Source organism: Bacillus sp. 204(2023) (assembly GCF_037027505.1).
GTDB lineage: Bacteria > Bacillota > Bacilli > Bacillales > Bacillaceae > Bacillus > Bacillus subtilis.
The window spans coordinates 402,002-427,348 of the sequence record NZ_JAXCHE010000002.1 but is presented as its reverse complement, the minus strand read 5'-3'; the positions used below and the strand labels follow the sequence as shown (position 1 = coordinate 427,348).

The following is a 25,347-nucleotide window of genomic DNA, read 5'->3' as shown; positions in this document are numbered from 1 at the left end:
TTTCTGTAAATTTAGTCATTTCCCTGATAATTCTCAACTAGAATCGGCTGAAGCTGCTGGTGCATGAGTGCCTTTTCAATCGTTTGCGGTAGCAGATCCATTTTGGCTACCATTGAATTCGGTTTTTTAAAGGGATCGTCTTGCCCGAATGGAATAAAAAAGATATTTTTTGTTGACATGAGCCTCATTAAATTTGTTCCGTTTAAACCAAGAGCATCATTTGTCGAGATACCCAGAACGACAGGCCGATTGTTTCGGATTGTCGCTTTTGCCGCCATCAGCACCGGGCTGTCCGTCATGGCATTTGCCAGCTTGCTCATTGAATTGCCTGTTAAAGGCGCAATGACCATGCAGTCAAGAGGCAGCTTCGGCCCAAGAGGTTCTGCCTTTACAATCGAATCAATGGCCTCATATCCAGTCAGGTCTTCAATTTTTTTAACCCATTCTGCGCCCTCTCCAAATCGGGTATTTGTGGATTTTACATTAAATGTGACAACCGGACGGACTTCAGCTCCTTCGTTGACCAACGCCTCAATTTGCGGGAAAACCGCTTCATATGTGCAATGCGACCCGGTCAGCCCAAACCCGATTCTTTTTCCTTTTAATGACGACATCCTTATTTCCCCTCCTCAGCTTGTATTTCAGCCAAAAGCTTGCTCAAGACGTTTGCAAGGATTTGCCCAGCTGTTTTAGGAGCGACAATCCCTGGAAGCCCGGGAGCAAGAAGTGCTTTAATCCCTTGTTTCTCGGCATATTTAAAATCCGTTCCCCCGGGACGTGAGGCCAGATCCAATATTAAGGTTTTTGGTGTCATGCTAGAAAGTACCGTTTGATTTAAAATCATACTCGGTATGGTATTAATGCAAATATCTATATCTTTTACATGCTCTTTCAGCTCATCGGTATGAAAAGGAACGAGCCCCATTTCAGTGATACGTGCCAGATGCGCTGAACTTCTTGCCCCCACTTTTACATTCGCCCCGAGCGCGGCAAATGTACGGGCAATCGTCATTCCGGTGCGCCCTAGACCGAGAACGGCCACCTGTGATCCGTGTATCGTATAATCCGTGTGCTGAATAGCCAGCATGATCGTTCCTTCTACTGTCGGAATAGAGTTGTATATCGCAATGTCATCCCGCTCAAACAGTTTAACAAGTTTTCTTTTTGCCTGAGCTGCAATGTTTTCTAAATAGGCGTTAGAAATGCCTGAGAAAATGACACAATGTGCAGGCGTTCTGTCGAGATGGTCCTGTTTTAACACAACTTCTTCATTAGAAAATACAGTTGATACGACACCTTCTCCTGTTGTCGCGGATACTGGAAGAATGATGCTGTCTATTTGCTGAAAAGGAATTTCATCAATATTGCATTTTACTGCCCCGGTAAAACCGTGATCCAATTGGTCAAAACCGACAAGATAGATGTCAGCCTGCTGTTCAGTGAGCTTTCTTATAATTTCGAGCTGTCTTGCGTCACCGCCGATAACTGCAATTTTCAATCCGGTTAACATTCTAAACGTTCACCTTCTTTGTATATACTGGATCTCTAGTTGTTAAGCTCCCCTTCATCTTATGATTAAAAGGAAATACCGGTGAATATAAAAGATGCGCTTTTTCCATATAAAAAAACATCGGCTCAGGCAGCCGATGTTTCAGATGTTTTCTTTAGAGCCCGCTACACAGTCAATTGGGCTATTTACTCTTGTCGAGGAGGCATTTCCTCAGGTACATCTAATATAATCATATCTGAACCGATCTTTTGAATATGGTGCCATGGGACACGAATGTCATGACCTTGCTTTCTCAAACCAAACCACTTAACTGTGGGAATGAGGAGTGCTGTAATCTGTCCATCCTGTTCATTGATTTCCAAATCGGTCTGGCCGAGCACTCCGAGCCGTTCAGCTCTTTTGATGTCTACAATTTCCTTTCCTGATAATTCACTGAGCCGCATGTCTGTCACCCCCTTGTACTATGTATGATGAAAGGGATTAAAAAATGCCTGCTCCATTATGGGGCAGGCTTTCCTTTTTAAGACGGCATATTGCCGGAAGGGCTGATAAGTGCTAATGCATAGTCTTCGGTAAACAATTGTCTGGCAAGGCCGTTAACACGCTCTAAGTTCACGGCGTTTAATTCATTGATGATTTCATCTAATGTTTTATGTTTGCCGAGCAGCAGTTCATTTTTTCCGTTTCGGCTCATTTTGCTGTTTGTGCTTTCTAAGCTCAGCATTAAGCTTCCCTTCATTTGCTCTTTGCTGTTTTCCAGTTCTTTCGAGGTAATGCCGTCACGTTTTAATGTGGCAAGGGTTTCTTGAATTGTTTCCGACAGCTGCTGAAGCTGATTTGCACCCGTTCCGCCGTAAATAGTGAGCATTCCGCTGTCCTCATATGAGCTGTGATAGCTGTAAACAGAATAAGCAAGTCCTTTATCTTCACGCACATCTTGGAACAGCCGGCTGCTCATGCTGCCTCCGAGCACATTGTTGAGGACGATTAAATCATAAATACGTTCATGGCCAACCTCTAAGCCTTTAAATCCAAGGCACAAATGAGCCTGCTCTGTTTCTTTTTTTCTCGTCAGTTTTTCCGTGTGGAACTCAGGCTTCTCAAGGCCTGTCGCTTTGCCTTTCGCCTCGTATGACCCGAACCATTTTTCTACATCTTTGATAAAACTGTCAGATATATTGCCCGCTACCGAAATCACCACTCGGTCCGGCGTATAATAATCATGCATGTATTGTCTGAGAGAGTCACCGTTAAAGGAAGCAAGCGTTTCTTCCGTGCCTAGAATTGGGTAGCCTAAAGAATGATTGCCGTAAGTGGCTTTGCTCAATAAATCATGTACAATGTCGTCCGGCGCATCTTCGTACATTTTAATTTCTTCATATACTACATTTTTCTCTTTTTTCAGCTCGTTTTCATCAAACGTTGAATGAAAGAACATATCTGCTAATACGTCCAGCGCGTAATTCGCATGCTCGTCAAGCACCTTTGCATAGTAGCAGGTATATTCCTTTGAAGTAAACGCATTGACCTGTCCGCCAATACGATCAAAAGATTCTGCTATCTCGCGTGCAGATTTTGTGCTCGTCCCTTTAAAGAACATGTGCTCTAAAAAGTGAGAAATTCCGTTTATCTCCGGCGTTTCATGTCTCGAACCTGTGCCGATCCATACGCCGATCGCAACAGAACGGACTGTCGGATTATTTTCCAGCACAATTCTTACACCATTTTGACACGTATATCGTTTAATCAAATTTGTTCCTCCTATTCAAAGACAAGCTGCCTTCATCTGTTACTTCAATAGTCTTGTTTCATCCATTAGTTCAGTGACTGTTCCAAGCGCATATCCTTTGTCTTTTATCTGTGTAATCAGCGCTTCAAGACTTTCCGCCGTAGGGTCAGTCGGATGCATTAAAATCATGGCACCATTATGTATCTTGCTTAACACTCTCGTCTGAAGTACAGACGGAGCCGGCTTTTGCCAATCGATTGTATCAACTGTCCACATGACTGTTCCCATCTGTTTCTCAGCTGCAATGTCGATAACCGCTTTTCTGAAACTTCCGCTCGGCGGAGCGAACCACTTTGGCTTAACACCGATCGTTTGTTCTATTTGTTCATTAGTCTTGTCGAGCTGCTCGGAAATTCTTCCTGTAGTCAGTTTGCTCATATCCGGATGATTGTATGAATGATTTCCGATTTCATGTCCGTCTTTTGCAATCTTCTTAGCGAGCTGTACATTGTTTCTCACCCAATTGCCTTCTAAAAAGAACGTAGCTTTAACCTGGTGCTTTTGCAGAATAGGAAGCATTTTTTCCAAATACTCATTTCCCCATGCCACATTGATTAAAAAAGCCACCATCGGTTTGTCAGGATTTCCTTTATAAATAGGCTCAGGCTGAAGTGACTCAAGATGAACACTTGGTTTTACTTGACTGTACACCAAATCTTTTTCCCGAAACTCACCATGCTGTTTCATTTTTTTATATGATTGTTCAATATTGACCTTTAATCCATTATAGCCTGGAATGCTTTTCCACACTTTATCAATTCTTGCATTCTGGGGCTTAACTTCATACTCCGGCGCTTTTTGAAGCAATTCTTCATATAACGGATCTTTTGACGCCGTGACAGTCACCGTATCTTTTTTCATTGCCCCTATATAATCAAGTGCATGCGGATTTTCCATCATCTCAAATGAGACAAAAAAAAGAAATAAAAAAACGGCAAACGGTACAAATTTTTTGTACATGTTCTGTCCCCCCCTCATCTCACATTATGAAGGAGAAGGACAAGGTAGAACCCGCCTGCTTTTGAAAAGCTTCAAAATAAAGAAGCCGGGTCTCCCAGGCTCCTTTTATGTTTTCATTTAAGATTGTTGTTCTTCTTTTTCTTTCTCTTCACGGAGCACCGCTTTGCGGGATAAATTCACTCGTCCTTGTTTATCAATTTCAGTGACTTTGACAAGAATCTCGTCTCCGATTTTTACAACATCTTCAACTTTCCCTACGCGTTCAAGCGCAAGCTCTGAAATGTGCACCAAACCGTCTTTTCCGCTGAAAATTTCAACGAAAGCCCCGAATTTTTCAATCCGTTTCACTTTACCTAGGTAAAGTTGGCCGACTTCAACCTCTCTAACAAGGTCTTCGATGATTTTTTTCGCTTTTTGGTTGCCGCTTTCATCTGTAGAGGAAATAAAGATTGTGCCGTCCTGTTCAATATCAATTTTAACACCGGTTTCTTCGATGATCTTATTGATTTGTTTTCCGCTCGGTCCGATGACATCGCGGATTTTATCAGGATTAATGGTCATTGTTAAGATCTTAGGCGCATATCGAGAAAGCTCTTTTCTTGATTCGCTTAATGTTGCAAGCATGCTGTTGAGGATTTCCATTCTGCCCTTTTTCGCCTGCTGAAGCGCTTCTTCAAGAATCTCTCTGGAAAGACCTTCAATTTTAATGTCCATTTGCAGGGCCGTTACGCCTTTTTCAGTTCCCGCTACTTTAAAGTCCATATCTCCGAGCGCGTCTTCCATGCCTTGGATGTCAGTCAAGACAGTGTAATGTTCGCCTGATTTGACAAGACCCATCGCAATACCAGCAACTGGCGCTTTAATCGGTACACCAGCATCCATCATTGCAAGTGTGCTTGCGCAAATGCTTGCTTGAGATGTAGAACCGTTTGATTCAAGCACTTCTGAAACAAGACGGACAGTATAAGGGAAGTCTTTTTCAGACGGAATAACTGGCTCAAGCGCACGCTCACCCAGTGCTCCGTGTCCGATTTCACGACGTCCCGGTCCGCGCATCGGTCCTGTTTCCCCAACGCTGAATTGCGGGAAGTTGTAATGATGCATAAACCGTTTCGACTCTTCGACACCTAAGCCGTCAAGGATTTGCACATCTCCCAGAGCACCTAGCGTACATACGCTGAGGGCCTGAGTTTGTCCCCTTGTAAATAGACCTGAACCGTGCGTTCTTGGCAAGAGGCCAACCTCTGAAGAGAGCGGGCGGATTTGATCGACACCGCGGCCATCCGGTCTTACTTTCTCTTCAGTAATCAGGCGGCGAACTTCATTTTTCACCAGCTTGGACAAAATCTGCTTCACTTGCTTGATTGTGTCTTCATCATGTTCTTCATCCTCGAATTTTGCCACAACTGCGTTCTTCACTTCGTTAATGGCATCTTCACGGGCATGCTTTTCATGAACTTGGATGGCTTTCAGCAGATCCTCTTCTGCCAAAGCTTTTACTTTTTCATTAAGCTCTTCATCAATTTCAAAGAGCTTAATTTCAGATTTCTCTTTGCCGACTGCTGCAACAATTTCTTCTTGGAATGCAATCAGGCGTTTAATCTCTTCATGGCCGAACATAATGGCCTCAAGCATGATTTCCTCAGGAACTTCGTCCGCTCCCGCTTCTACCATGTTAATCGCATCTTTCGTGCCGGCAACGACAAGATTGATGTCGCTTTTTTCAAGCTGATCGACTGTCGGGTTAATGATAAATTGATCATCAATGCGTCCGACAGTAACCCCTGCAATCGGTCCTTCAAACGGAATATCCGATACAGAAAGTGCAAGTGATGAACCGAACATGGCAGCCATTTCTGAAGAGCAGTTTTGGTCAACACTCATGACAATGCTGATGACTTGAACTTCATTACGGAATCCATCGGCAAACAAAGGACGGATCGGACGGTCAATTAAACGGCTGGCAAGAACCGCTTTTTCACTTGGACGTCCTTCTCTTTTAATAAATCCGCCCGGAATTTTCCCTACCGCATATAATCTTTCTTCATAGTTTACAGTAAGAGGGAAGAAATCAAGCGGTTTAGGTTCTTTTGAAGCGGTTGCTGTACTAAGTACTGCTGTATCACCGTAGCGGATCATCACAGCACCATTTGCCTGTTTGGCAAGCTGGCCGGTCTCAACAGTAAGCGTTCTTCCGGCCCAATCTATGGTAAAGACATGTTTTTCTTGTCCCATACAATTACGAACTCCTCTCTTCGTTGTGTGAAATAATCAATTACTCCTATTATGAACGAAATGAATTGAACATATCAATGTCAAAGTAGTATGTAAAAGGATTTCAATGATTTGTTATAAGAAATTTCGCTTTAATACGATAAAAAAGCGGGAATCCTCCCGCTTTTTACGATTATCGACGTAAGCCTAGTTTGTTAATTAACTCACGGTAACGAGTTACGTCTTTATTACGCAGATACGTAAGAAGATTACGACGCTTACCTACCATTTTAAGAAGACCGCGACGTGAGTGGTGGTCTTTCTTGTGAGTACGTAAATGCTCGTTCAAGTTGTTAATTGAGTCAGTTAGGATAGCGATCTGAACTTCTGGAGATCCAGTATCAGATTCGTGTGTTTTGAACTCATTGATGAGTTGGTTTTTACGCTCTTGAGTAATTGCCATCCTGTTTCACCTCCAAATCATATTTAGCCCCAGTTACCTAGCAACCGTCGGTGACTTCGGATTGCCAAGCAATGGTTTTAAGACTACGAAAACTATCATACTAAAAATCGCGCCTATATGCAAATATTTTAGAATAAAATTTGTGTGTGTTGCAAGTTATTTCCGCAAATTGCTGAAATAACGGATGGCTTCCTGCTTATCTTTCTCAATTTGTTCAGTTAATTCTTTGATGCCATTGAATTTCCGCTCGCTCCGAATCCGTTTATACCATTCGATTTTTATAGCGGCTCCATATACTTCCTGATCGAAATCAAACAGATTGACCTCGATGGAAGGCTGCTCAGGGCGCTTTTCATAAAACGTCGGCTTATAGCCGATATTGCAAACGCCATTGTAAACTTCGCCGTTCACTTCCGCTTTTACGGCATATACACCTGTGGGCGGAACGATATAGCTGTTATTTAAACCGACATTTGCTGTCGGAAACCCGATGGTCCGCCCTCTTTTATCACCATGAATGACAATCCCTTTAATAAAATAAGGCTGTCCAAGCAAGACATTCGCCAATTCAACATCTCCGTTTTGAAGCGCAGTACGGATATACGAAGAACTGATTTTTTTATCTTGCTCCGTCAATTTTTCTACCATTGTGCACCCAGCTTTTCCGTCTAAATCATCCGGCATGGTCTCCATTGTTCCCTTGCCGTATTTGCCGTACGTAAAGTCAAAGCCTGCCACTGCATGCTGCACATTAAGGCCGATAATATACTGGTCTATAAACTGCTTAGGAGAAAGAGAAGCAAACACTTCATTAAATTTAACGACATACAGAACTTCTGTACCTAATTGTTCAATTTGATTTATTTTGTCTTCAAGAGGCGTAATCAGATCCTTAGGTTCCTTATCTCTGCCCAACACGTGAGAAGGATGGGGATGAAAGGTCATCACAGCCAATGTCAGACCTTTTTCTTCGGCTATTTGCTTCGCTGTGCCGATTACCTTTTGATGCCCGAGATGAACGCCGTCAAAATATCCTAACGCCATCACTGATTTTGCCTGCTCCTCTTTTATTAAATGATGAGGATGTGTAATATGTATCGTCTTCACAGAACGGTCACCTTTTTTCTATTGTTCGCTTTTTTGCATCAATACTTTTGCCGGCTTTAACAGCCCTTTTTTTGCAGGATGAGGGAAATAGATCGCCAAACAGGTTCCGGATTCAGTAAAGACGGCGATACGGTCTTCACTTGTCATTTCAGAAAACTGCTCGGGCGTCTCAAGCAAAGCCCCATTTTCTACTTTCTTAGCTAATGTATCACTTATGATCCATTTCGGCAAATGATTGAGCGCACGTTCAATAGGAACTGTATGCTCTTCCATGGTTCCGGATTGGACCTGTGCTTCGAGCTCATCAAAAGTAAAGCATTCGTCGAGAGAAAAATCTCCGGATGCCGTACGGATTAAATGAGACATATGAGCCGGATATCCGAGCTTTTCTCCGATCATGACCGCCAGCGTCCTTACATAGGTCCCTTTGGAGCAAGTCACTGTAAACCGGAAGCTTGCGGTTTCTCCATGATGTTTAATCTCTGTCGTCAGGGCAATGTCTTCAATGGTTATCATACGTTTCGGACGTTCTACTTCAATCCCTGCTCTTGCGTATTCGTATAATTTTTTGCCGTTTACTTTTACAGCGGAATACATGGGCGGAATTTGTTCTTGTTTCCCCTTTAAACTGTTTAAAACCTTTTCTACATCCGCTTTATCAATGTCGTGATTGACAGGGTTTGTTTCCACCGTTTCTCCGGTTTGATCCTCTGTTGTGGTTGAAAAGCCAAGCGTTATTTCTGCATCATACGTTTTAGATTTTTCAGTTAAGTATTCGACTATTTTTGTCGCTCTTCCTACACAAATCGGAAGCACGCCTGACACTTCCGGATCGAGCGTTCCTGTATGTCCTACTTTTTTTGTTTTTAACAGCTTTCGGATCTTCATGACACAGTCGTGCGATGTCATGCCAACAGGTTTATGTAAAAGGAGAACTCCGTTAACCATTTGCCTTTCACTCCTTCTGTTTTTTTCTTTTAAACGAAGAAAGAGGACAGACGATATACGCCTATCCTCTCATTTTTTTATTCAGATGGTTTCTCTGAATGTAATTCGTGAATCAGTGTTTCGATCCGATTCCCGTAATCGATTGATTCATCGAACTCAAATTCAATTTCAGGCGTTTTTCGAAGTCTGATGCGGCTGCCGATTTCGGATCGGATAAATCCTTTCGCTTTTGCCAGCCCTTTCAGCGCTTCTTCCCGTTTTTTCTCGTCACCGAGAACCGAGATATACACCTTTGCAATTTGCAAATCACCTGATACACGTACATCCGTTACTGTCAGAAAACCAATTCTCGGGTCTTTCAGCTTGCGGCTGATAATATCACCGAGTTCTTTTTTCATTTGCTCGCCGACACGGTTTGCTCTCATACTCAATTCAATCACCTCTAAGTTAAAACCACTCTGTCCTAGTGATCGTCCGTTCAATTTCAGGAAAAGAATCGATAAACGCTAGGACGCGCTGCAGTTCTTTTTCTGTTTGAACGCGAGAGGAAGAAACAGCGGCGATTCCGAAGCTGGTTCTTTGCCAGGTGTCCTGATAGCCAATCTCTGAAATCGAAACATTGAACTTGTTTTGAACCCTGGTTAAAACCCGCTTCAGAACGGCACGCTTTTCTTTTAGCGATCCTGCATCATAAATGATGCATTCACACTCCGCAAATCCGATCACGTTCTTTCAATTTCTTGCATGACAAACGCTTCTAGGATGTCACCTTCACGAATGTCATTGTATTTCTTAATTGTAATACCACATTCATAGCCTTGTGAAACTTCTTTCACATCGTCTTTAAAGCGTTTCAGAACATCTACTTCGCCTTCAAAGATGACGACGCCGTCACGAATTAAACGGAGGCCGCTGTCGCGCGTAATGGTTCCTTCAGTAACATATCCGCCGGCAATTGTACCGATTTTAGATACTTTGAATGTTTGGCGTACTTCTACTTGACCAATTACTTTTTCTTCATATTCAGGATCAAGCATACCTTTCATGGCAGCTTCGATCTCGTCGATTACTTTGTAAATGATACGGTGAAGTCGAATATCTACATTTTCAGCTTCAGCCGTACTCTTAGCATTTCCGTCCGGTCTCACATTAAACCCGATAACAATTGCATTGGAAGCAGATGCCAAGATAATGTCTGATTCAGTAATCGCACCAACGCCTGTATGGATGATTTTCACTTTAACGCCTTCTACTTCAATTTTTTGAAGTGCAGCCGTTAAAGCTTCAGCAGATCCTTGAACGTCAGCTTTTACGATGAGGTTGATGTCTTTTACATCACCTTGCTTAATTTGCTCGAATAAATCATCAAGACTGAGCTTCGCTTTATCGCTGCGCTGCTCTTCAAGCTGTTTCGAAGCACGGGCTTCACCGACAGAACGAGCTGTTTTTTCATCCTTAAAGACAAGGAATTGGTCTCCCGCTTGAGGGACATCATTCAAACCGGTAATTTCAACCGGAGTTGACGGGCCGGCAGTTTTCACACGGCGGCCAATGTCGTTAACCATTGCACGAACACGGCCAAATGTATTGCCGACTACGATCGGATCACCGACATGCAGTGTTCCAGTCTGTACGAGCAATGTCGCGACTGACCCTCTGCCTTTATCGAGTTCAGCTTCAATAACCGTTCCTTTTGCCTGACGGTTCGGATTCGCTTTCAGTTCCTCTACCTCACTGACAAGCAAAATCATTTCAACGAGCTCATCAATGCCTTTTCCAGTTAAAGCGGAAAGCGGCACAAAAATGGTTTCTCCACCCCAAGCTTCAGGGACAAGTCCGTATTCCGTCAGTTCTTGCATCACACGGTCAGGGTTTGCGGATTCTTTATCTATTTTATTCACAGCAACGATGATTGGAACCTCTGCTGCTTTTGCATGGTTAATCGCTTCAACTGTTTGCGGCATGACACCGTCATCGGCAGCTACGACAAGAATCGTAATATCAGTTACTTCTGCACCGCGTGCACGCATTGTTGTAAATGCGGCGTGGCCCGGTGTATCCAAAAACGTGATTTTCTTGCCGTTCTCTTCAATTTGATAAGCGCCGATATGCTGAGTGATTCCGCCTGCTTCTCCTTCAACAACCTTTGTTTTACGGATGCTGTCAAGAAGCGTTGTTTTCCCATGGTCAACGTGGCCCATGATTGTCACGACAGGAGGACGAATTTCAAGATCCTCTTCATTATCAGGCTCTTCGTATTTTTCCAGCTCTGTTTCTTCAAGCACAATGACCTCTTCTGTTTCAACACCATATTCTGATGCAATGAGTTCGATTGTGTCTTTATCAAGCTCTTGGTTAATGGTTGCCATTACGCCAAGAAGCATCAGCTTTTTAATGATTTCTGAAGGCTCTTTGCCAAGCTCTTCAGCAAGTGCGCCAACTGTTAAAGTGCCAGAGAATGTAATTTTCTCAGGAAGCTCTTTTTTCGGCTTTACAGGCTTTTGCTGATGTTGGTTTTTATTATTGTTGTTGTTGCGTTTATTTTTTTTGTTGTTGTTATTCTTCTTGTTTTTGTTAAATTGATTATTCTGCACGTCATTCTTCTTTCCGTCTCGAATTTTATTTGGTTGATTTCCAGCTGATTGCTGATTAACCCCTTGTGGCTGTTTGTTTTTGTTCGTTTCTGCTGGCTGTTGAGATTTAGCAGCTGCGCCGCCTTTTTTATATTTGGCATCAAGCTTTTTAATGGCCTTTTCTTCAAGCATGGCCATGTGATTATTCACTTCTAAATCCATGTTCTTCAGTGCGGTCAAAATTTCCTTACTTGAAACATTTAACGCTTTTGCATATTCGTATACTCTCATTTTAGCCATTCGTTCACCCCCAAAAATATTAATCGAGCAAGCTGATCAGCTTATTCGCAAAACCTTGGTCAGTGACGGCGACAACGACACGGGCTTCTTTACCGATAGAGCGTCCAAGAACCGCGCGACTCTCGACTTTTTTATAAGGGACTTTATAATAATTGCACTTGTCAGTTACTTTTTTTGCTGTGTTAGATGATGCATCCTCTGTAAGCAGGACAAGCTTTGCACGCGCATTCCTGATTTCTTTTATTACCAAGTCTTCGCCTGACACGACCTTACGAGCTCGATTGGCCAGACCCAGCAAGGGAAACCATTCCATTCCAGACATTTTATTTTTTCACCTTTTCCGCCAGTTCCAGCAATTCATCGAAAATCTGGTCATCGATTTGTGATTGAAATTGATTTTGCAAAGTGTTTCTCTTTTTTGCTGCTAAGATGCACTCTTTATCCAGCGTTAAATAAGCACCCCGCCCATTCTTTTTTCCGGTCGGGTCTACTGAGATTTCGCCTTCTTTTGACCGTACAACTCGGATCAGTTCCTTTTTAGGCTTCATTTCACCAGTCACTACACATTTGCGTAATGGGATCTTTTTGTGTTTATTCACCTAAAGTCACCTCTTATTCATCCGATTCAGCAGTTTCAGGCTCCGTAAAGAGCGGCTCATCATCTTCTTCAAGTTCTCTCGGATAGATTCCAAGTTCTCTTGCGTCCGTTTCGCTCTTAATATCAATCTTCCAGCCTGTCAGTTTAGCAGCTAAGCGTGCGTTTTGTCCTCTTTTGCCAATTGCCAGAGACAGCTGGTAATCAGGAACAATAACAGTTGTCGCTTTTTCTTCTTCATTAACAATGACATCAAGCACTTTGGAAGGGCTGAGCGCATTCGCGACAAATTCTACAGGATCACTGGACCAGTTGACAATGTCAATTTTTTCACCTTTTAATTCATTGACGATTGCTTGCACACGCTGGCCTTTAGGCCCTACGCATGAACCGACAGGATCCACGTCAGGATCATCTGTGCGAACAGAAATTTTTGAACGGTCGCCGGCTTCTCTGGCAACAGATTTTAGCTCGACAGTTCCATCATAAATTTCAGGCACTTCAATTTCAAACAAACGCTTTAACAGGCCTGGATGTGTTCTTGACACATAAATCTGCGGGCCCTTCGTTGTTTTTTCTACTTTTGTGATATATACCTTAATGCGGTCATGAGGCTTGTAGCTTTCATTCGGCATTTGCTCATTAACCGGCAGCAAGGCTTCTATTTTGCCTAAAGACACGTAGATAAATTTATTGTCCAGACGCTGGACGATCCCTGTCATGATGTCTTCTTCACGGTCGATAAATTCAGAATAGATCACACCGCGCTCAGCTTCGCGCACACGCTGTGTGACGACCTGCTTCGCTGTTTGAGCAGCTATGCGCCCGAAATCCTTAGGTGTAACTTCGATTTCGACGACATCGCCGACCATATATTCCGGATGGATGCCCTGCGCCTCTTCAATTGAGATCTCTAATCTCTGGTCGTACACTTCGTCAACGACATCTTTTCTTGCAAATACACGGATGGAGCCAGTTTCACGGTTTAGATCCACCCGTACATTTTGCGCTTGATTAAAATTCCGCTTATAAGCAGAAATTAACGCAGCTTCGATTGCTTCGATGATAATTTCTTTACTGATGCCTTTTTCTTTTTCAAGAATCGTGAGAGCATCTAATAATTCACTGCTCATTTAACGGTCTCCCCCCTTAAAACATTTGTATTCATTAGAATGTAACAGCTAATCTTGCATTAGCTATCTTTTCATACGGAATATTGATCCGTTTCTTTCTTGTTTTGATCGTGATCTCAACTGTCACTGTTTGTCCATCAAATTCAGCCAGTTCACCTTCAAACACTTTTACGCCGTCAATAGGCTCATACGTCTTAATGTATACGTTTTTTCCTAGTGATTTTTCGAAATCGGCTTTTTTCTTTAGCGGACGCTCAGCTCCTGGAGATGAGACTTCAAGAAAGTAATTTTGGCTGATTGGGTCTGCCTCATCAAGCTTTTCGCTTAAAGCTTCGCTTACTTTGGCACATTCCTCAATATCCACACCGTCATCGGAATCAATAAACACGCGAAGGAACCAGCTTTGGCCCTCTTTGACAAATTCAATGTCAACGAGTTCCAGCTGAAGGCTGTCTACGATTGGCTGAGCCATTTCTTGAACGGTGTCAGTCACTTTTTTGCTCATGTTCTTCCTCCTTGTGCTGTCGATCTCATATTCGTCTCGTCACTCTGCATAAAAACCCTGCTTCAAAAGAGCAGGGGCTAAAAAGTAAACGATGAACATGTCGAGACAAAATTCTCCTGTTCAATACAAAAGAGCGGGTTTCCCCACTCTTTGCCTCGGTAATCGTTAGCATTTCCAATAAAACTATACCATAACCATATTTTTATTGCAAATGGATATACGCTTACCTTCATACCTAAGCAAGTGACAGAAACTCTAATATTACGATGGCACTTTTTGCGCTTATGTATGCATAGAAGCAGAATTTCTGAGAAATTCTGCTTTCCATATTAGAACAGTGACAATTGGTTTTGATCAGGCAGTGACTCCAGACAGCCGTGGCGATCTAAGTACTCTAAAATCGTTTTTGATACTTTCCCTCTCTTTTGCAAATCTTCTTTTGAGAGGAATTCGCCTTCTTCGCGAGCTTTTACAATGTTCAAAGCAGCGTTCGTCCCTAACCCAGGGATAGAGTTAAACGGCGGAATTAGACTGTTGCCGTCAATAATAAACTCTGTGGCGCTGGAGCGATATAAATCGACTTTTTGGAATGAATAGCCTCTCTCACACATCTCAAGCGCTAATTCTAAAACAGTCAGAAGGTTCTTTTCCTTCGGTGAAGCGTCAAGTCCTTTAGCGTTTATATCCTCCATTACCGCTCTGATTGCTGTAGAGCCCTTGATCATTGTATCGATATCAAAGTCATCTGCACGAACGGTAAAATAAGCCGCATAATACAAAAGAGCATGATGCACTTTAAAGTAAGCAATGCGGACTGCCATTAAGACATATGCCGCGGCGTGGGCTTTCGGGAACATGTATTTAATCTTTTTACAGGAATCAATATACCAGTCTGGGACATTGTTATTTTTCATTTCTTCTTCCCATTCAGGCGTTAATCCTTTTCCTTTACGCACGAATTCCATGATTTTAAAGGCAAGGGACGGCTCAAGGCCTTGATAGATTAAATAAACCATAATGTCATCACGGCAGCCGATAACCTCACTCAGCTCACAAATATTATTGTGGATGAGCTCCTGTGCATTGCCAAGCCATACATCAGTTCCGTGAGACAAGCCTGAAATCTGAACGAGCTCAGAAAAAGTGGTCGGCTTTGTATCTTCAAGCATCTGCCGGACAAATCGGGTTCCGAATTCAGGAATTCCAAGAGTGCCCGTTTTACAGCCAATCTGTTCTTCAGTCACACCGAGTGATTCGGTTCCCTGGAAGATCTTCATCACTTCAGGATCATCCGTCGGAATTGTTTTCGGATCTATTCCGCTTAAGTCTTGAAGCATCCGAATAACAGTCGGGTCATCGTGTCCGAGAATATCAAGTTTTAACAGGTTGTCATGGATGGAGTGGAAATCAAAATGAGTCGTTTTCCACTCTGAACCTGTGGCATCTGCCGGGAACTGGATCGGTGAAAAATCATAAATATCCATATAATCCGGAACTACGATAATACCGCCAGGGTGCTGTCCAGTTGTACGTTTTACACCTGTGCATCCCTGCACGAGCCGATCTATTTCGGCACCGCGCATATGAAGATTGTTGTCTCCGGCATAGCCTTTTACATAACCGTAAGCTGTTTTTTCTGCCACCGTGCCTATTGTTCCCGCACGATATACATTGTCTTCTCCGAACAATACTTTTGTGTAATTGTGTGCTTGCGGCTGATATTCCCCTGAGAAGTTCAAATCGATATCAGGTACTTTGTCCCCTTTAAATCCTAAGAACGTTTCAAATGGAATATCATGGCCGTCTTTTTTCAAAGGCGTTCCGCAATGAGGGCATGTCTTGTCAGGCAGGTCAAAACCGGAACCGACAGAACCGTCATTAAAGAACTCAGAATGCTGGCACTCAGGACAAACATAGTGCGGCGGCAGCGGGTTTACCTCAGTAATCTCAGTAAGTGTCGCAACTAATGAAGATCCAACGGAACCACGGGAACCAACGAGATACCCGTCATCTAGTGAACGTTTTACAAGTTTGTGAGAGATCAAGTAAATAACAGCAAATCCGTGGCCAATAATACTCTTTAACTCTTTTTCAATCCGCGCTTCGACAATTTCAGGCAGCTCTTCCCCGTAAATGCTTCTTGCACGCTGATAGCTCATTTCTCTGATCTCTTCATCGGCGCCTTCGATTTTCGGCGTATATAAATCATCTTTAATCGGCTTGATGTCATCAACTAAAGAAGCAACCTTTTGGGTATTGGTGACTACGATCTCCTTCGCTTTTTCTTCACCTAAGAAAGAAAAAGCTTCAAGCATTTCGTCTGTCGTTCTGAAATGCACTTTCGGCAGTTCATGCCTGTTCAGCGGATTTGCCCCGCCTTGTGAGGATATTAAAATCTTTCTGTAGATTTTATCCTCATCATTCAAGTAATGAACATTTCCCGTAGCAACAACCGGTTTATTAAGCTTTTCCCCCAGCTTCGTGATATTCGCAATAATTTCTTTCAGCGCTTTTTCATCACGGACCAGTTCAAGCTCCAGCAAGTGACGATACACTTCAGGCGGCTGAACCTCAAGGTAATCATAGAATGACGCGATATCTTCCACCTCTTCAGGCGATTTTTGCATCATTCCCTCAAAAACCTCTCCCCTGTCACAGGCAGAACCGATCAGAAGCCCTTCCCTGTATTTCTCAAGCTGAGATCTCGGAATACGCGGCACTCTGTAAAAATAATGAATATGAGAAAGTGACACAAGCTTAAATAAATTTTTAAGTCCCGTGCTGTTCACGGCAAGTAATGTTGCATGATACGGTCTTGATCTTTGATAAGCATTGGACTGACCCATATTTTCATTCAACTCATCATGGTACTGAATGCCTTTTTCAGCTGCGTCTTTCAGCATTTTCAGAAGCAAATAAGCGGTTGCCTCAGTATCATAGATCGCACGGTGATGCTGTGTGAGTTCGATATCAAACTTTTTACAAAGTGTGTTCAACCGGTGATTTTTAAATTCCGGATAGAGAAAACGTCCAAGTTCAAGCGTATCAATGACTGGGTTTTTAGCTTTATCGACTTCAAGAAGCTTTTTATAGGCTACATTTAAGAATCCCATATCAAAGCTTGCATTATGAGCGACAAGGATATCATCGCCAATCCATTCTCTGAAATCTCTTATTACATCTACGACATCCGGAGCGTCTTGTAGCATATCATCAGTGATCCCTGTCAGCTCTATGATTGTGGCGGAAAGCGGACGATGCGGGTTCGCAAACGCCTCAAATTTATCAATAATTTCTCCGCCCTTTACTTTTACTGCAGCCAGCTCAATAATGGTATCGTATACAGCAGACAATCCTGTCGTCTCAACGTCAAAAACAACATATGTTTCTTCTTCGAGCAGACGATGTGCGGCATTATAAGCAATTGGCACGCCATCATCCACGAGATTCGCTTCCATCCCGTAAATCATTTTAATTCCATGCTTTTTGGCCGCAGAATACGCATCAGGGAAGGATTGAACGACAGCATGGTCAGTCAAAGCGATGGCCTCATGCCCCCATTTTTTCGCCTGTTCGACAAGCTTTCCGATACCCGTAACAGCATCCATTTGGCTCATTGGGGAATGAAGATGCAATTCCACTCTTTTTTCTCCTTCAGGTGCTGAATCTTCACGGGTTTTTGCTTTTATTTCGTTTACGTCATTTGCGATCATGACAAGGTCTCTGACAAATGTATCATTTTGAATGCTTCCGCGTGCTTTTACCCACATTCCTTTTTTCAGAGACTTCATCAGTGCCGCATCTTCTTTTTCACGTGCAAACATTTTGATCAAAATACTATTTGTATAGTCTGTAATTTTGAAGATACACAGCGTGCGCCCGCTCTTCAGCTCGCGCGTCTCCACATCAAACACATAACCTTGGACCGTAATTCTTCGTTCTTCGTCCATGATGCTGTCAAGTGTCCGGATTTCCTCGTTATCTTTAATTTGATAACCGATAACAAGAGGACCAGATGGTGCTTGGTCTTCATCACTTTCTTTATCTTTCTTCTCCATTTCAATCAAGGCCTGCATAGCCCGCTCTTGGTCTTCCGCAAGCTTTTGCTCCCGAAACTTTTGAACTTCCTGCTCGGATACAAATATTTCAGCATCAAGCTGAAGATCCGGAAAGCCAAATTGACGGTAGCCTGCTTGTATCATGGAACTGTATTTGTTCTTTAGCGCAGCCGCTTCTGTATCTGTTTTGGTTTTGACAATCAGTTTATTGCCCTTCAGCTTCGGTTTTTGCTGGTTTAAAAGACTGATGATCGGCGGCGAAATGCCCTGCAGTTCTTCAATGCAGCGTGACCAGTAGTCTTGAACGATACTTTCACTGACCTCGGCATCCTGAACTTCAATTGAAGATGTCACTTTTGCTATGTGGGCAAACGATTGCGTCAGCCTCGTTGTTAATGTGTCATATATTTGAAAAGGCAGCAAAGATTTAAATTGAAAATGAAAATGCCAAGATTTAGAAGCTTTGTGAATTGTCAGCTTTTTAATCTCGCCATGTTCAAAGTATGTCATGAAGGTATCATCTGTCATATTAATCTGCTGCAGAAGAATTTGAAACTGCCTTCTGTTTACTGATAACTGTTCCATTAAGACAGTATCCCTCCCTAAAAACATCATAAGTGAAGGTACCTCAGGCAATGAGGTACCTTCTATTATTTCTATTTTAACATGTTTTTTGATAAATCGTTATGGTGATTACTGCTTGCTGATAAACGCAGATAATTCGTCTACTGAAATCTCAGTTGACTCACCAGTTTGACGAATTTTCACTTCGACGATTCCTTCGTCAGCCCGTTTTCCCACAGTGATGCGGATTGGAAGGCCGATTAGATCTGAATCAGCGAATTTTACACCGGCACGCTCAGCACGGTCGTCATAGAGCACTTCATAGCCTTCCGCTTTTAAATCGGCATACAGCTTTTCAGCAAGCTCTCTTTGCCCATCGTTTTTCATGTTCAATGCAAGAATATGAAGATCGTACGGGGCAACGCTTTTTGGCCATATTAATCCTTTTTCGTCGTGATGCTGTTCAGCAATAGCAGAAAGCGTTCTTGACACACCGATTCCGTAACAGCCCATCAGCATTGGCTGCGCGCGTCCGTTTTCATCTAAATATGTCGCATTCATCGCTTCTGAATAGCGTGTTCCGAGCTTAAAGACTTGTCCGACTTCGATTCCCTCCGCAAAACGGATCGTTCCCTTGCCGTCTGGTGAAGGATCACCTTCTTTAATAAAACGAAGATCAGCAAATTCTTTAATTTGCGCGTCACGGTTCACATTGACATTTTTATAATGATGATCTCCTTCATTTGCCCCGGCAACAGCATTAACCATTGCTTTCACAGCTTGATCGGCATATACTTCCACATCCTGATGAATACCGACAGGGCCTACAAAGCCTGGCTCTGTTCCGAGCTGCTGAATGACCTCTTCATGTGTGGCAAGCTCTACAACTTCTGCATGAAGCAAGTTTTTCACTTTAATATCGTTAACTTCATGATCCCCTCTTACAAGCACTAAGACAAAACGGTCATCAGCTTTAAATAATACTGACTTAATGCACGCTTCAGCCGAAACCTGTAAGAACGCAGTCAGTTCTTCGATTGTTTTCACGTTAGGCGTATGAACCTTCTCTAGAGCTTTAGGCTCTTCATCTGAAGGAACTTCCTGGTAAAGAACTTCAGCCATCTCGATATTAGCCGCGTACTGTGATTCATCAGAATACGCAATCGTATCCTCTCCGATTGCAGAAAGTGCCATAAATTCGTGCGTATCCTTTCCTCCCATTGCGCCTGAATCAGCGATAACAGGTCTAACATTAATGCCGCAGCGGGCAAAAATATTAGAATAGGCCTCGTACATTTTTTGATACGTTTCATCCAGGCTCTCTGCAGATGCATGGAAAGAGTACGCATCTTTCATAATAAATTCGCGGCCTCTTAACAAACCAAAGCGCGGACGTTTTTCATCTCTGAACTTAGACTGAATTTGATAAAGAGTCAGAGGGAGACGCTTATAAGATTTAACCTCATCGCGAACAAGCGAAGTGATAACCTCTTCATGCGTTGCCCCTAAAGCAAATTCACGGCCATGACGGTCTTTTAATCTCATCAGTTCGGGACCATACGTATACCATCTGCCTGATTCCTGCCATGTCTCTGCCTGCTGCAATGCGGGCATGAGCATTTCTACAGCATCAATTTTCTCCATTTCTTCTCGAACAATCTGCTGAATGTTTTGAATCACCTTATACGCAAGAGGCATATAGCTGTATACCCCGCTCGTATTCTGTCTGATAAATCCTGCTCTCAGAAGAAGCTGATGACTTTTTGCTTCGGCATCAGCTGGAACTTCACGGAGCGTAGGAATAAGCGTCAAGCTTTGTCTCATTTCTTCGCACCTCTGATTGATTTACTTTTCGTTTACAAAAACAGCCGCTGGATATCGTTCCATGTGACAACCAGCATAAGAAGCATTAAGAAAGCTACTCCGATAAACACAACAAATGCTTCTTTTTCCCTGTTAATCGGTTTGCCCCGAATCGCTTCAATAAATAGAAACAACAGTCTTCCTCCGTCAAGTGCCGGAATCGGAAGTAAATTGACAATCCCAAGGTTAATGCTTAAAAACGCCGCAAACTGAAATAAGTTCACGATTCCTGTTTTCGCCACTTGGTCTGTCATGTCATATATGCCGACAGGACCTGACAGCATATCGAGTTTAAATTGGCCTGTTACTAATTTGCTCAGATTGGTTAAAATGGCTTTGGTGACATCAACTGTTGATGTCGCGCCGTAAGCAACCGCTGAGAGGACGCCTTTTTCAGTCGGCGCATAGGAACCGAAACGTCCGATTGTTTTTTTGTTCTCATCTTTAACAGCTTCCGGAGTCACTGAAATATGAAGCGTTTTGTTATCTCTTTTTACTGCAACGTCCATTTCTTTCTCCGGGTTTTCTTTAACAGCGGAGACAATGTCAGTCCAAGACCTCATTTTCTCTCCGTTAATGCTTTGGATATAATCCCCTTCTTTTAGCCCTGCTTCAGCCGCCCGTCCATTGTCTGTCAGCTGCCCGAGCATAGGTTCATTTGACGGTACGCCTTGAATCAGCCCAAGCATCACTAAAATGACGTAAGCTAAAATAAAGTTCATAATCGGCCCTGCAGCAATTGCTTTAATCCGCTGCCACACAGGTTTCGAACCAAATTGGCGATTATACGGCGCAATCTGCACTTCTTCTCCGTCTACAATAAAAAAGGATGTTTCGCTGACAGTAAAGCTGGAAAGTTCGTCCTCTTTCCCCTGTTCATAACCAGTGATCTTCATGTCATGCTCTAGATCAGCTGTTTCCACTTCAATGACTAAAGCATCCGGATATTTTTCCTTTTGATTGATGATGACTTTCTCAACTTGATCTTCTTTATTAAACAGAAGCCCGACCGTGTATCCGGGTTTCACCTCAATCATTTCCGGATCTTCGCCGGCCATACGAACAAATCCGCCGACCGGAAGCAGCCTGATCGTATAAACTGTTTCATTTTTTTTGAAAGAAAAAATCTTTGGACCGAAGCCGATCGCAAATTCACGGCAGAGAATTCCCGCTCTTTGGGCTAGCAATAAATGGCCCAGTTCATGGAAGAAAACGAGCGTTCCGAAAATAATGATAAACGCTATAACTGTATTCACGAACATACCACCTTATGTGAGTATTGAATTGACGTATCCCCGGGTATCTTTGTCCACTTCTTGAATGTCCGCCAGGCTCGGTTTTTTCAGTAATTGATGGCGGGTTAGTGCCTTTTCGATACAGTCTTCAATAGCCAAAAACGGTATCTTGCCAGCTAAAAAGGCAGCGACAGCTACTTCATTTGCCGCATTTAGCACTGTCGGCATTGTTCCTCCTATTTTACCTGATTCAAAAGCAAATTGTAAGCATCGGAACCTGTCAAAATCAGCTTTCTCAAAATGAAGGCTGCCGATTTCCCATAATTCAAGCCTTTTCGCATCTGGTAATGGCAATCGGTCAGGATAAGTGAGCGCATATTGAATGGGGACTCTCATATCCGGAGTTCCGAGCTGTGCAATCACACTTTTATCATGGAACTCAACCATTGAATGGATGATGCTCTCCTTATGTAAAACCACATCAATTTGTTCATAAGGTATATCGAAAAGCCAGTGTGCCTCGATCACCTCTAATCCCTTATTCATCATTGTAGCCGAATCAATTGTAATTTTTGCACCCATTGACCAGTTTGGATGTTTTAATGCATCTTCAACTGTTACTGATTCGAGCTCCTCCCGTGTCTTGTCCCGAAAACTTCCGCCGGATGCCGTAATGATGAGGCGTTCAATGTTTTTAGCCTGTTCGCCTTGAAGAGCTTGAAAAATGGCTGAATGCTCACTGTCAACAGGCAGCAGCGGAACATCATATTTCTTAGCATGTTCTTTTACTATATGCCCTGCAGTGACAAGAGTTTCCTTATTTGCAAGCGCAATTGTTTTTTTCTGTTCAATTGCCTTTAACGTCGGGATAAGACCTACGCTTCCAAGCAAAGCGTTGACAACAATGTCAACCTCCTCCATCACTGCTGCTTCTATCAGTCCTTCTTCTCCCAGCCCAATTTGGCATTCAAAAGAAAAAGACATTTGTTTTAATTTATGATATGTATCCAGATCACCGACAGAGACAAACTTCGGCTGAAAGACCTCAATCATTGGAACGGCCTTATCAATATTTCTGCCAAACGACATAGATACCAGCTGAAATTGATCTTGATGTGCACGCAGTACATCAAGAGTCTGTTCGCCGATTGATCCTGTTGCTCCTAAAAGACAAATATTTTTCAAAGTTGCCACTACTCCTATTCTTATTGCTGCGTGATCAGTCTCATATTCATATTAGACTTTTTTATGAAAAAAGGGCAAGCAGAAAGTACAAGAAAGGCATGACAAACAAGAAACTGTCAAAACGGTCTAATATACCGCCATGCCCGGGAAGAATATTCCCAGAATCCTTTACATCGTAATGTCTTTTCAACGCGGATTCCACTAAATCTCCCAGTTGTCCAAAAACAGACAAAAACAGCGTGATCAACAGCAGATAGATATACGGGATCGGAAGTTGTGCAACAAGCTGAAAAATCGTCGCCAAAACAAGTGCGATGACAATTCCGCCTGCAAACCCTTCCACTGTTTTATTCGGACTGATTTCAGGCCACAGTTTCCGCTTCCCAAGCGATTTACCGACAAAATAGGCACCAGAATCGGTGGACCAAATGACAACACACGCATAAAAAATGTATGTTAATCCGTATTGGTCAAGATTTCTGATTTCGATAAAATAATGAAAACACATTCCGATGTAAATTGCTGCAAGCGTAATAAACCCGACTTCATCAAAAGTAAAGGTGTTCTTGACCAACACTGTGTAAGTCAGCAATAGCAGTACCGCAAATAAAGCGATTTCCATTTTGGAAATTCCGTCCGCTTCAAAAAACGAATACTGGCTTGGCAATAAGAACATCCACAATAATAAAAGACCGATCAAACCCGGCAGTGAAACCAGCTTCAGCTTTTTCATCCGTAAAAGTTCAAAAAGCGCCACACTGCCCATAGCATAAATTAATATGGTGAACGGCAATTCCCCGACAATAACTAAAAATAAAAATACAATTGCTGCCAGAACACCTGTCAAAATTCTTTGTTTCATGTCCACCATCCTCTAAATTCCGCCAAACCTCCGGCCTCTCTGCTGAAACTCTCCTAACGCCTGCAAGAAGTGATCTTCTTTAAAGTCAGGCCACAAGACGTCAGTAAAGACAAATTCACTGTAGGCAACCTGCCATAGCATAAAATTACTCAGCCTTATCTCGCCGCTCGTTCGAATTAAAAGTTCAGGATCCTGCAAAGATTCAGTCATCAAATAAGTAGAAAAAAGCGATTCATCAATGTCTTCAATATTCAAAGAGCCTTCCTTCACTTTTTCCGCGAGTGATTTTGCAGCACTGACAATTTCAGTACGGCCTCCATAGTTAAGAGCAAAATTAAGGATCATTCCGTCGTTTTGCGCCGTGTCCTGTACAGCTTTTTCAATCGCACGTAATGTGTGCGCGGGCAAAGCCGTTTCATCCCCAATGATCCGAACCTGTACATTTTCCTCAACAAGCTCTGGAAGATACGTATTCAAAAATTCTTCCGGTAGCTTCATTAAAAAATCGACTTCCATTTTCGGTCTTTTCCAGTTTTCTGTTGAAAATGCATACAATGTCAGTACTTTGACACCTAATTCGTTTGCGAGCTTCGTGGTCCTTTTTACCACCTTCATCCCTTCATGGTGGCCTGCAATTCTGGGAAGAGAGCGTTTTTTAGCCCAACGGCCATTTCCATCCATGATAATGGCGATGTGTTCGGGAATTTCTCCCTTAAGTATGTCTTCTTTTGTATAACGTTCTAAGTTGGAAGCCGCAGTTTGCTGATTCTTCCAATTTTTGAGTATGTTGAGCATGAGATTCCTCCGTCACCCAAAAAGGTTACATTCCCTGCTGATAATCAATGTAATCAACAGTATTAACAAAAAAACCCCCTGTAAACATGAGAGGGTCTTTTCACTATTATCTATTGTACATAGTTTTTCATTAAACTTCCATGATTTCTTTTTCTTTGTCTTTTGTGACACTGTCAATTTTTGACACATATTCATCTGTCAGTTTTTGAACGTCTTCAGTGGAAGCACGCAGTTCATCCTCAGTAATGTCTCCGTTTTTCTCAAGTTTTTTGAGATCATCGTTAGCATCACGGCGAACGTTACGAACAGCTACTTTTGCTTCTTCAGCATATTTTTTTACAACTTTCACTAATTCTTTCCGTCTCTCTTCTGTTAGTGCCGGAATTGCAATTCGAATCATATTGCCGTCACTTGTTGGTGTAAGACCTAAATCAGCTTTTAAAATCGCTTTTTCGATATCGCCGATTGCTGTTTTGTCGTATGGTGTGATAACGAGCATACGAGCTTCAGGCACGTTAATAGAAGACAACTGATTTAAAGGTGTCTGCGCTCCGTAATATTCAACCGTTACTTTATCTAATAATGATGGATTTGCACGGCCTGCGCGTACAGTAGCCAATTCGCGCTGATAAGCAGCAATTGCTTTTTCCATTTTTTCTTTTGTTTGAGTTAATACTTCTTTTGACAC

Annotated in this window: 23 protein-coding genes; all 23 read right to left on the bottom strand. The window is 42.7% G+C overall.

The window, feature by feature from the left end; genetic code table 11:
- Positions 1 to 11: 11 nt before the first annotated feature.
- Positions 12 to 614, bottom strand: coding sequence for a dipicolinate synthase subunit B (gene dpaB, locus WA279_RS06635; protein ID WP_003231884.1), 603 nt, complete (start codon positions 612 to 614; stop codon positions 12 to 14).
- A 2-nt stretch (positions 615 to 616) separates the two neighbouring features.
- Complete coding sequence (gene dpaA, locus WA279_RS06630) at positions 617 to 1,510, bottom strand: dipicolinic acid synthetase subunit A (protein ID WP_003231888.1); 894 nt, start codon at positions 1,508 to 1,510, stop codon at positions 617 to 619.
- A 185-nt stretch (positions 1,511 to 1,695) separates the two neighbouring features.
- Entirely contained in the window at positions 1,696 to 1,953 is a 258-nt protein-coding gene (locus WA279_RS06625; protein WP_003231890.1) for a YlmC/YmxH family sporulation protein, read from the bottom strand.
- Between the two features lie 77 nt (positions 1,954 to 2,030).
- Positions 2,031 to 3,260 carry a M16 family metallopeptidase gene (locus tag WA279_RS06620; protein WP_003245717.1) on the bottom strand — a complete coding sequence of 410 codons (1,230 nt, stop codon included), beginning with the start codon at positions 3,258 to 3,260 and terminating at the stop codon, positions 2,031 to 2,033.
- A 39-nt stretch (positions 3,261 to 3,299) separates the two neighbouring features.
- Positions 3,300 to 4,259, bottom strand: a complete 960-nt coding sequence (locus WA279_RS06615) for a polysaccharide deacetylase family protein (RefSeq protein ID WP_015383683.1) — start codon at positions 4,257 to 4,259, stop codon at positions 3,300 to 3,302.
- Positions 4,260 to 4,376: 117 nt separating this feature from the next.
- Positions 4,377 to 6,494 carry a polyribonucleotide nucleotidyltransferase gene (gene pnp, locus WA279_RS06610; protein WP_003231897.1) on the bottom strand — a complete coding sequence of 706 codons (2,118 nt, stop codon included), beginning with the start codon at positions 6,492 to 6,494 and terminating at the stop codon, positions 4,377 to 4,379.
- Positions 6,495 to 6,666: 172 nt separating this feature from the next.
- Complete coding sequence (gene rpsO, locus WA279_RS06605; RefSeq protein ID WP_003220957.1) at positions 6,667 to 6,936, bottom strand: 30S ribosomal protein S15; 270 nt, start codon at positions 6,934 to 6,936, stop codon at positions 6,667 to 6,669.
- 156 nt (positions 6,937 to 7,092) lie between these two features.
- On the bottom strand, positions 7,093 to 8,043 hold the full coding sequence (gene ribF, locus WA279_RS06600; RefSeq protein WP_014476827.1) for a bifunctional riboflavin kinase/FAD synthetase: 951 nt from the start codon (positions 8,041 to 8,043) through the stop codon (positions 7,093 to 7,095).
- 18 nt (positions 8,044 to 8,061) lie between these two features.
- Complete coding sequence (gene truB / locus WA279_RS06595) at positions 8,062 to 8,991, bottom strand: tRNA pseudouridine(55) synthase TruB (RefSeq protein WP_327827895.1); 930 nt, start codon at positions 8,989 to 8,991, stop codon at positions 8,062 to 8,064.
- Positions 8,992 to 9,068: 77 nt separating this feature from the next.
- Positions 9,069 to 9,422 carry a 30S ribosome-binding factor RbfA gene (gene rbfA, locus WA279_RS06590; protein ID WP_009967251.1) on the bottom strand — a complete coding sequence of 118 codons (354 nt, stop codon included), beginning with the start codon at positions 9,420 to 9,422 and terminating at the stop codon, positions 9,069 to 9,071.
- A 16-nt stretch (positions 9,423 to 9,438) separates the two neighbouring features.
- Positions 9,439 to 9,717, bottom strand: coding sequence for a DUF503 domain-containing protein (locus tag WA279_RS06585; RefSeq protein WP_003231905.1), 279 nt, complete (start codon positions 9,715 to 9,717; stop codon positions 9,439 to 9,441).
- On the bottom strand, positions 9,714 to 11,864 hold the full coding sequence (gene infB / locus WA279_RS06580; RefSeq protein WP_064911515.1) for a translation initiation factor IF-2: 2,151 nt from the start codon (positions 11,862 to 11,864) through the stop codon (positions 9,714 to 9,716). Before infB ends, WA279_RS06585 begins: the two co-directional genes overlap by 4 nt.
- Before the next feature lie 19 nt (positions 11,865 to 11,883).
- Positions 11,884 to 12,186 (bottom strand): YlxQ family RNA-binding protein, encoded by a 303-nt coding sequence (locus WA279_RS06575; protein ID WP_003220946.1) that lies wholly within the window; start codon positions 12,184 to 12,186, stop codon positions 11,884 to 11,886.
- Position 12,187: 1 nt separating this feature from the next.
- The gene (gene rulR / locus WA279_RS06570; RefSeq protein WP_336154733.1) at positions 12,188 to 12,463 is read right to left on the bottom strand and encodes a glucose-induced regulator RulR; all 276 of its coding nucleotides are present in this window, start codon (positions 12,461 to 12,463) and stop codon (positions 12,188 to 12,190) included.
- 13 nt (positions 12,464 to 12,476) lie between these two features.
- Positions 12,477 to 13,592: a transcription termination factor NusA gene (nusA, locus tag WA279_RS06565; RefSeq protein WP_003231912.1), complete on the bottom strand. Its 1,116-nt coding sequence runs from the start codon at positions 13,590 to 13,592 to the stop codon at positions 12,477 to 12,479.
- Positions 13,593 to 13,626: 34 nt separating this feature from the next.
- Positions 13,627 to 14,097: a ribosome maturation factor RimP gene (gene rimP, locus WA279_RS06560; protein ID WP_003231915.1), complete on the bottom strand. Its 471-nt coding sequence runs from the start codon at positions 14,095 to 14,097 to the stop codon at positions 13,627 to 13,629.
- Positions 14,098 to 14,426: 329 nt separating this feature from the next.
- Positions 14,427 to 18,740 carry a PolC-type DNA polymerase III gene (locus WA279_RS06555; RefSeq protein WP_021479286.1) on the bottom strand — a complete coding sequence of 1,438 codons (4,314 nt, stop codon included), beginning with the start codon at positions 18,738 to 18,740 and terminating at the stop codon, positions 14,427 to 14,429.
- Positions 18,741 to 18,848: 108 nt separating this feature from the next.
- The gene (gene proS / locus WA279_RS06550; protein ID WP_326210969.1) at positions 18,849 to 20,543 is read right to left on the bottom strand and encodes a proline--tRNA ligase; all 1,695 of its coding nucleotides are present in this window, start codon (positions 20,541 to 20,543) and stop codon (positions 18,849 to 18,851) included.
- A 32-nt stretch (positions 20,544 to 20,575) separates the two neighbouring features.
- Positions 20,576 to 21,844, bottom strand: coding sequence for an RIP metalloprotease RseP (gene rseP, locus WA279_RS06545; RefSeq protein WP_010886508.1), 1,269 nt, complete (start codon positions 21,842 to 21,844; stop codon positions 20,576 to 20,578).
- Positions 21,845 to 21,850: 6 nt separating this feature from the next.
- Positions 21,851 to 23,002 carry a 1-deoxy-D-xylulose-5-phosphate reductoisomerase gene (dxr, locus tag WA279_RS06540; RefSeq protein ID WP_003245155.1) on the bottom strand — a complete coding sequence of 384 codons (1,152 nt, stop codon included), beginning with the start codon at positions 23,000 to 23,002 and terminating at the stop codon, positions 21,851 to 21,853.
- 61 nt (positions 23,003 to 23,063) lie between these two features.
- Positions 23,064 to 23,873 carry a phosphatidate cytidylyltransferase gene (cdsA, locus tag WA279_RS06535; protein ID WP_072174243.1) on the bottom strand — a complete coding sequence of 270 codons (810 nt, stop codon included), beginning with the start codon at positions 23,871 to 23,873 and terminating at the stop codon, positions 23,064 to 23,066.
- 3 nt (positions 23,874 to 23,876) lie between these two features.
- Complete coding sequence (locus tag WA279_RS06530; protein ID WP_003231925.1) at positions 23,877 to 24,659, bottom strand: isoprenyl transferase; 783 nt, start codon at positions 24,657 to 24,659, stop codon at positions 23,877 to 23,879.
- A gap of 130 nt (positions 24,660 to 24,789) precedes the next feature.
- Positions 24,790 to 25,347, bottom strand: coding sequence for a ribosome recycling factor (frr, locus tag WA279_RS06525; RefSeq protein ID WP_003231927.1), 558 nt, complete (start codon positions 25,345 to 25,347; stop codon positions 24,790 to 24,792).

Bases quoted from the DNA above. Each gene is read 5' to 3' on its own strand.
- WA279_RS06555 (WP_021479286.1), bottom strand. From the start codon at position 18,740: ATGGAACAGTTATCAGTAAACAGAAGGCAGTTTCAAATTCTTCTGCAG.
- nusA (WP_003231912.1), bottom strand. From the start codon at position 13,592: ATGAGCAGTGAATTATTAGATGCTCTCACGATTCTTGAAAAAGAAAAA.
- rpsO (WP_003220957.1), bottom strand. From the start codon at position 6,936: ATGGCAATTACTCAAGAGCGTAAAAACCAACTCATCAATGAGTTCAAA.
- WA279_RS06530 (WP_003231925.1), bottom strand. From the start codon at position 24,659: ATGCTCAACATACTCAAAAATTGGAAGAATCAGCAAACTGCGGCTTCC.
- WA279_RS06625 (WP_003231890.1), bottom strand. From the start codon at position 1,953: ATGCGGCTCAGTGAATTATCAGGAAAGGAAATTGTAGACATCAAAAGA.
- truB (WP_327827895.1), bottom strand. From the start codon at position 8,991: ATGGTTAACGGAGTTCTCCTTTTACATAAACCTGTTGGCATGACATCG.
- cdsA (WP_072174243.1), bottom strand. From the start codon at position 23,873: ATGGTGGACATGAAACAAAGAATTTTGACAGGTGTTCTGGCAGCAATT.
- proS (WP_326210969.1), bottom strand. From the start codon at position 20,543: ATGAGACAAAGCTTGACGCTTATTCCTACGCTCCGTGAAGTTCCAGCT.
- rseP (WP_010886508.1), bottom strand. From the start codon at position 21,844: ATGTTCGTGAATACAGTTATAGCGTTTATCATTATTTTCGGAACGCTC.
- pnp (WP_003231897.1), bottom strand. From the start codon at position 6,494: ATGGGACAAGAAAAACATGTCTTTACCATAGATTGGGCCGGAAGAACG.
- dpaB (WP_003231884.1), bottom strand. From the start codon at position 614: ATGTCGTCATTAAAAGGAAAAAGAATCGGGTTTGGGCTGACCGGGTCG.
- infB (WP_064911515.1), bottom strand. From the start codon at position 11,864: ATGGCTAAAATGAGAGTATACGAATATGCAAAAGCGTTAAATGTTTCA.
- dpaA (WP_003231888.1), bottom strand. From the start codon at position 1,510: ATGTTAACCGGATTGAAAATTGCAGTTATCGGCGGTGACGCAAGACAG.
- WA279_RS06615 (WP_015383683.1), bottom strand. From the start codon at position 4,259: ATGTACAAAAAATTTGTACCGTTTGCCGTTTTTTTATTTCTTTTTTTT.
- WA279_RS06575 (WP_003220946.1), bottom strand. From the start codon at position 12,186: ATGTCTGGAATGGAATGGTTTCCCTTGCTGGGTCTGGCCAATCGAGCT.
- rimP (WP_003231915.1), bottom strand. From the start codon at position 14,097: ATGAGCAAAAAAGTGACTGACACCGTTCAAGAAATGGCTCAGCCAATC.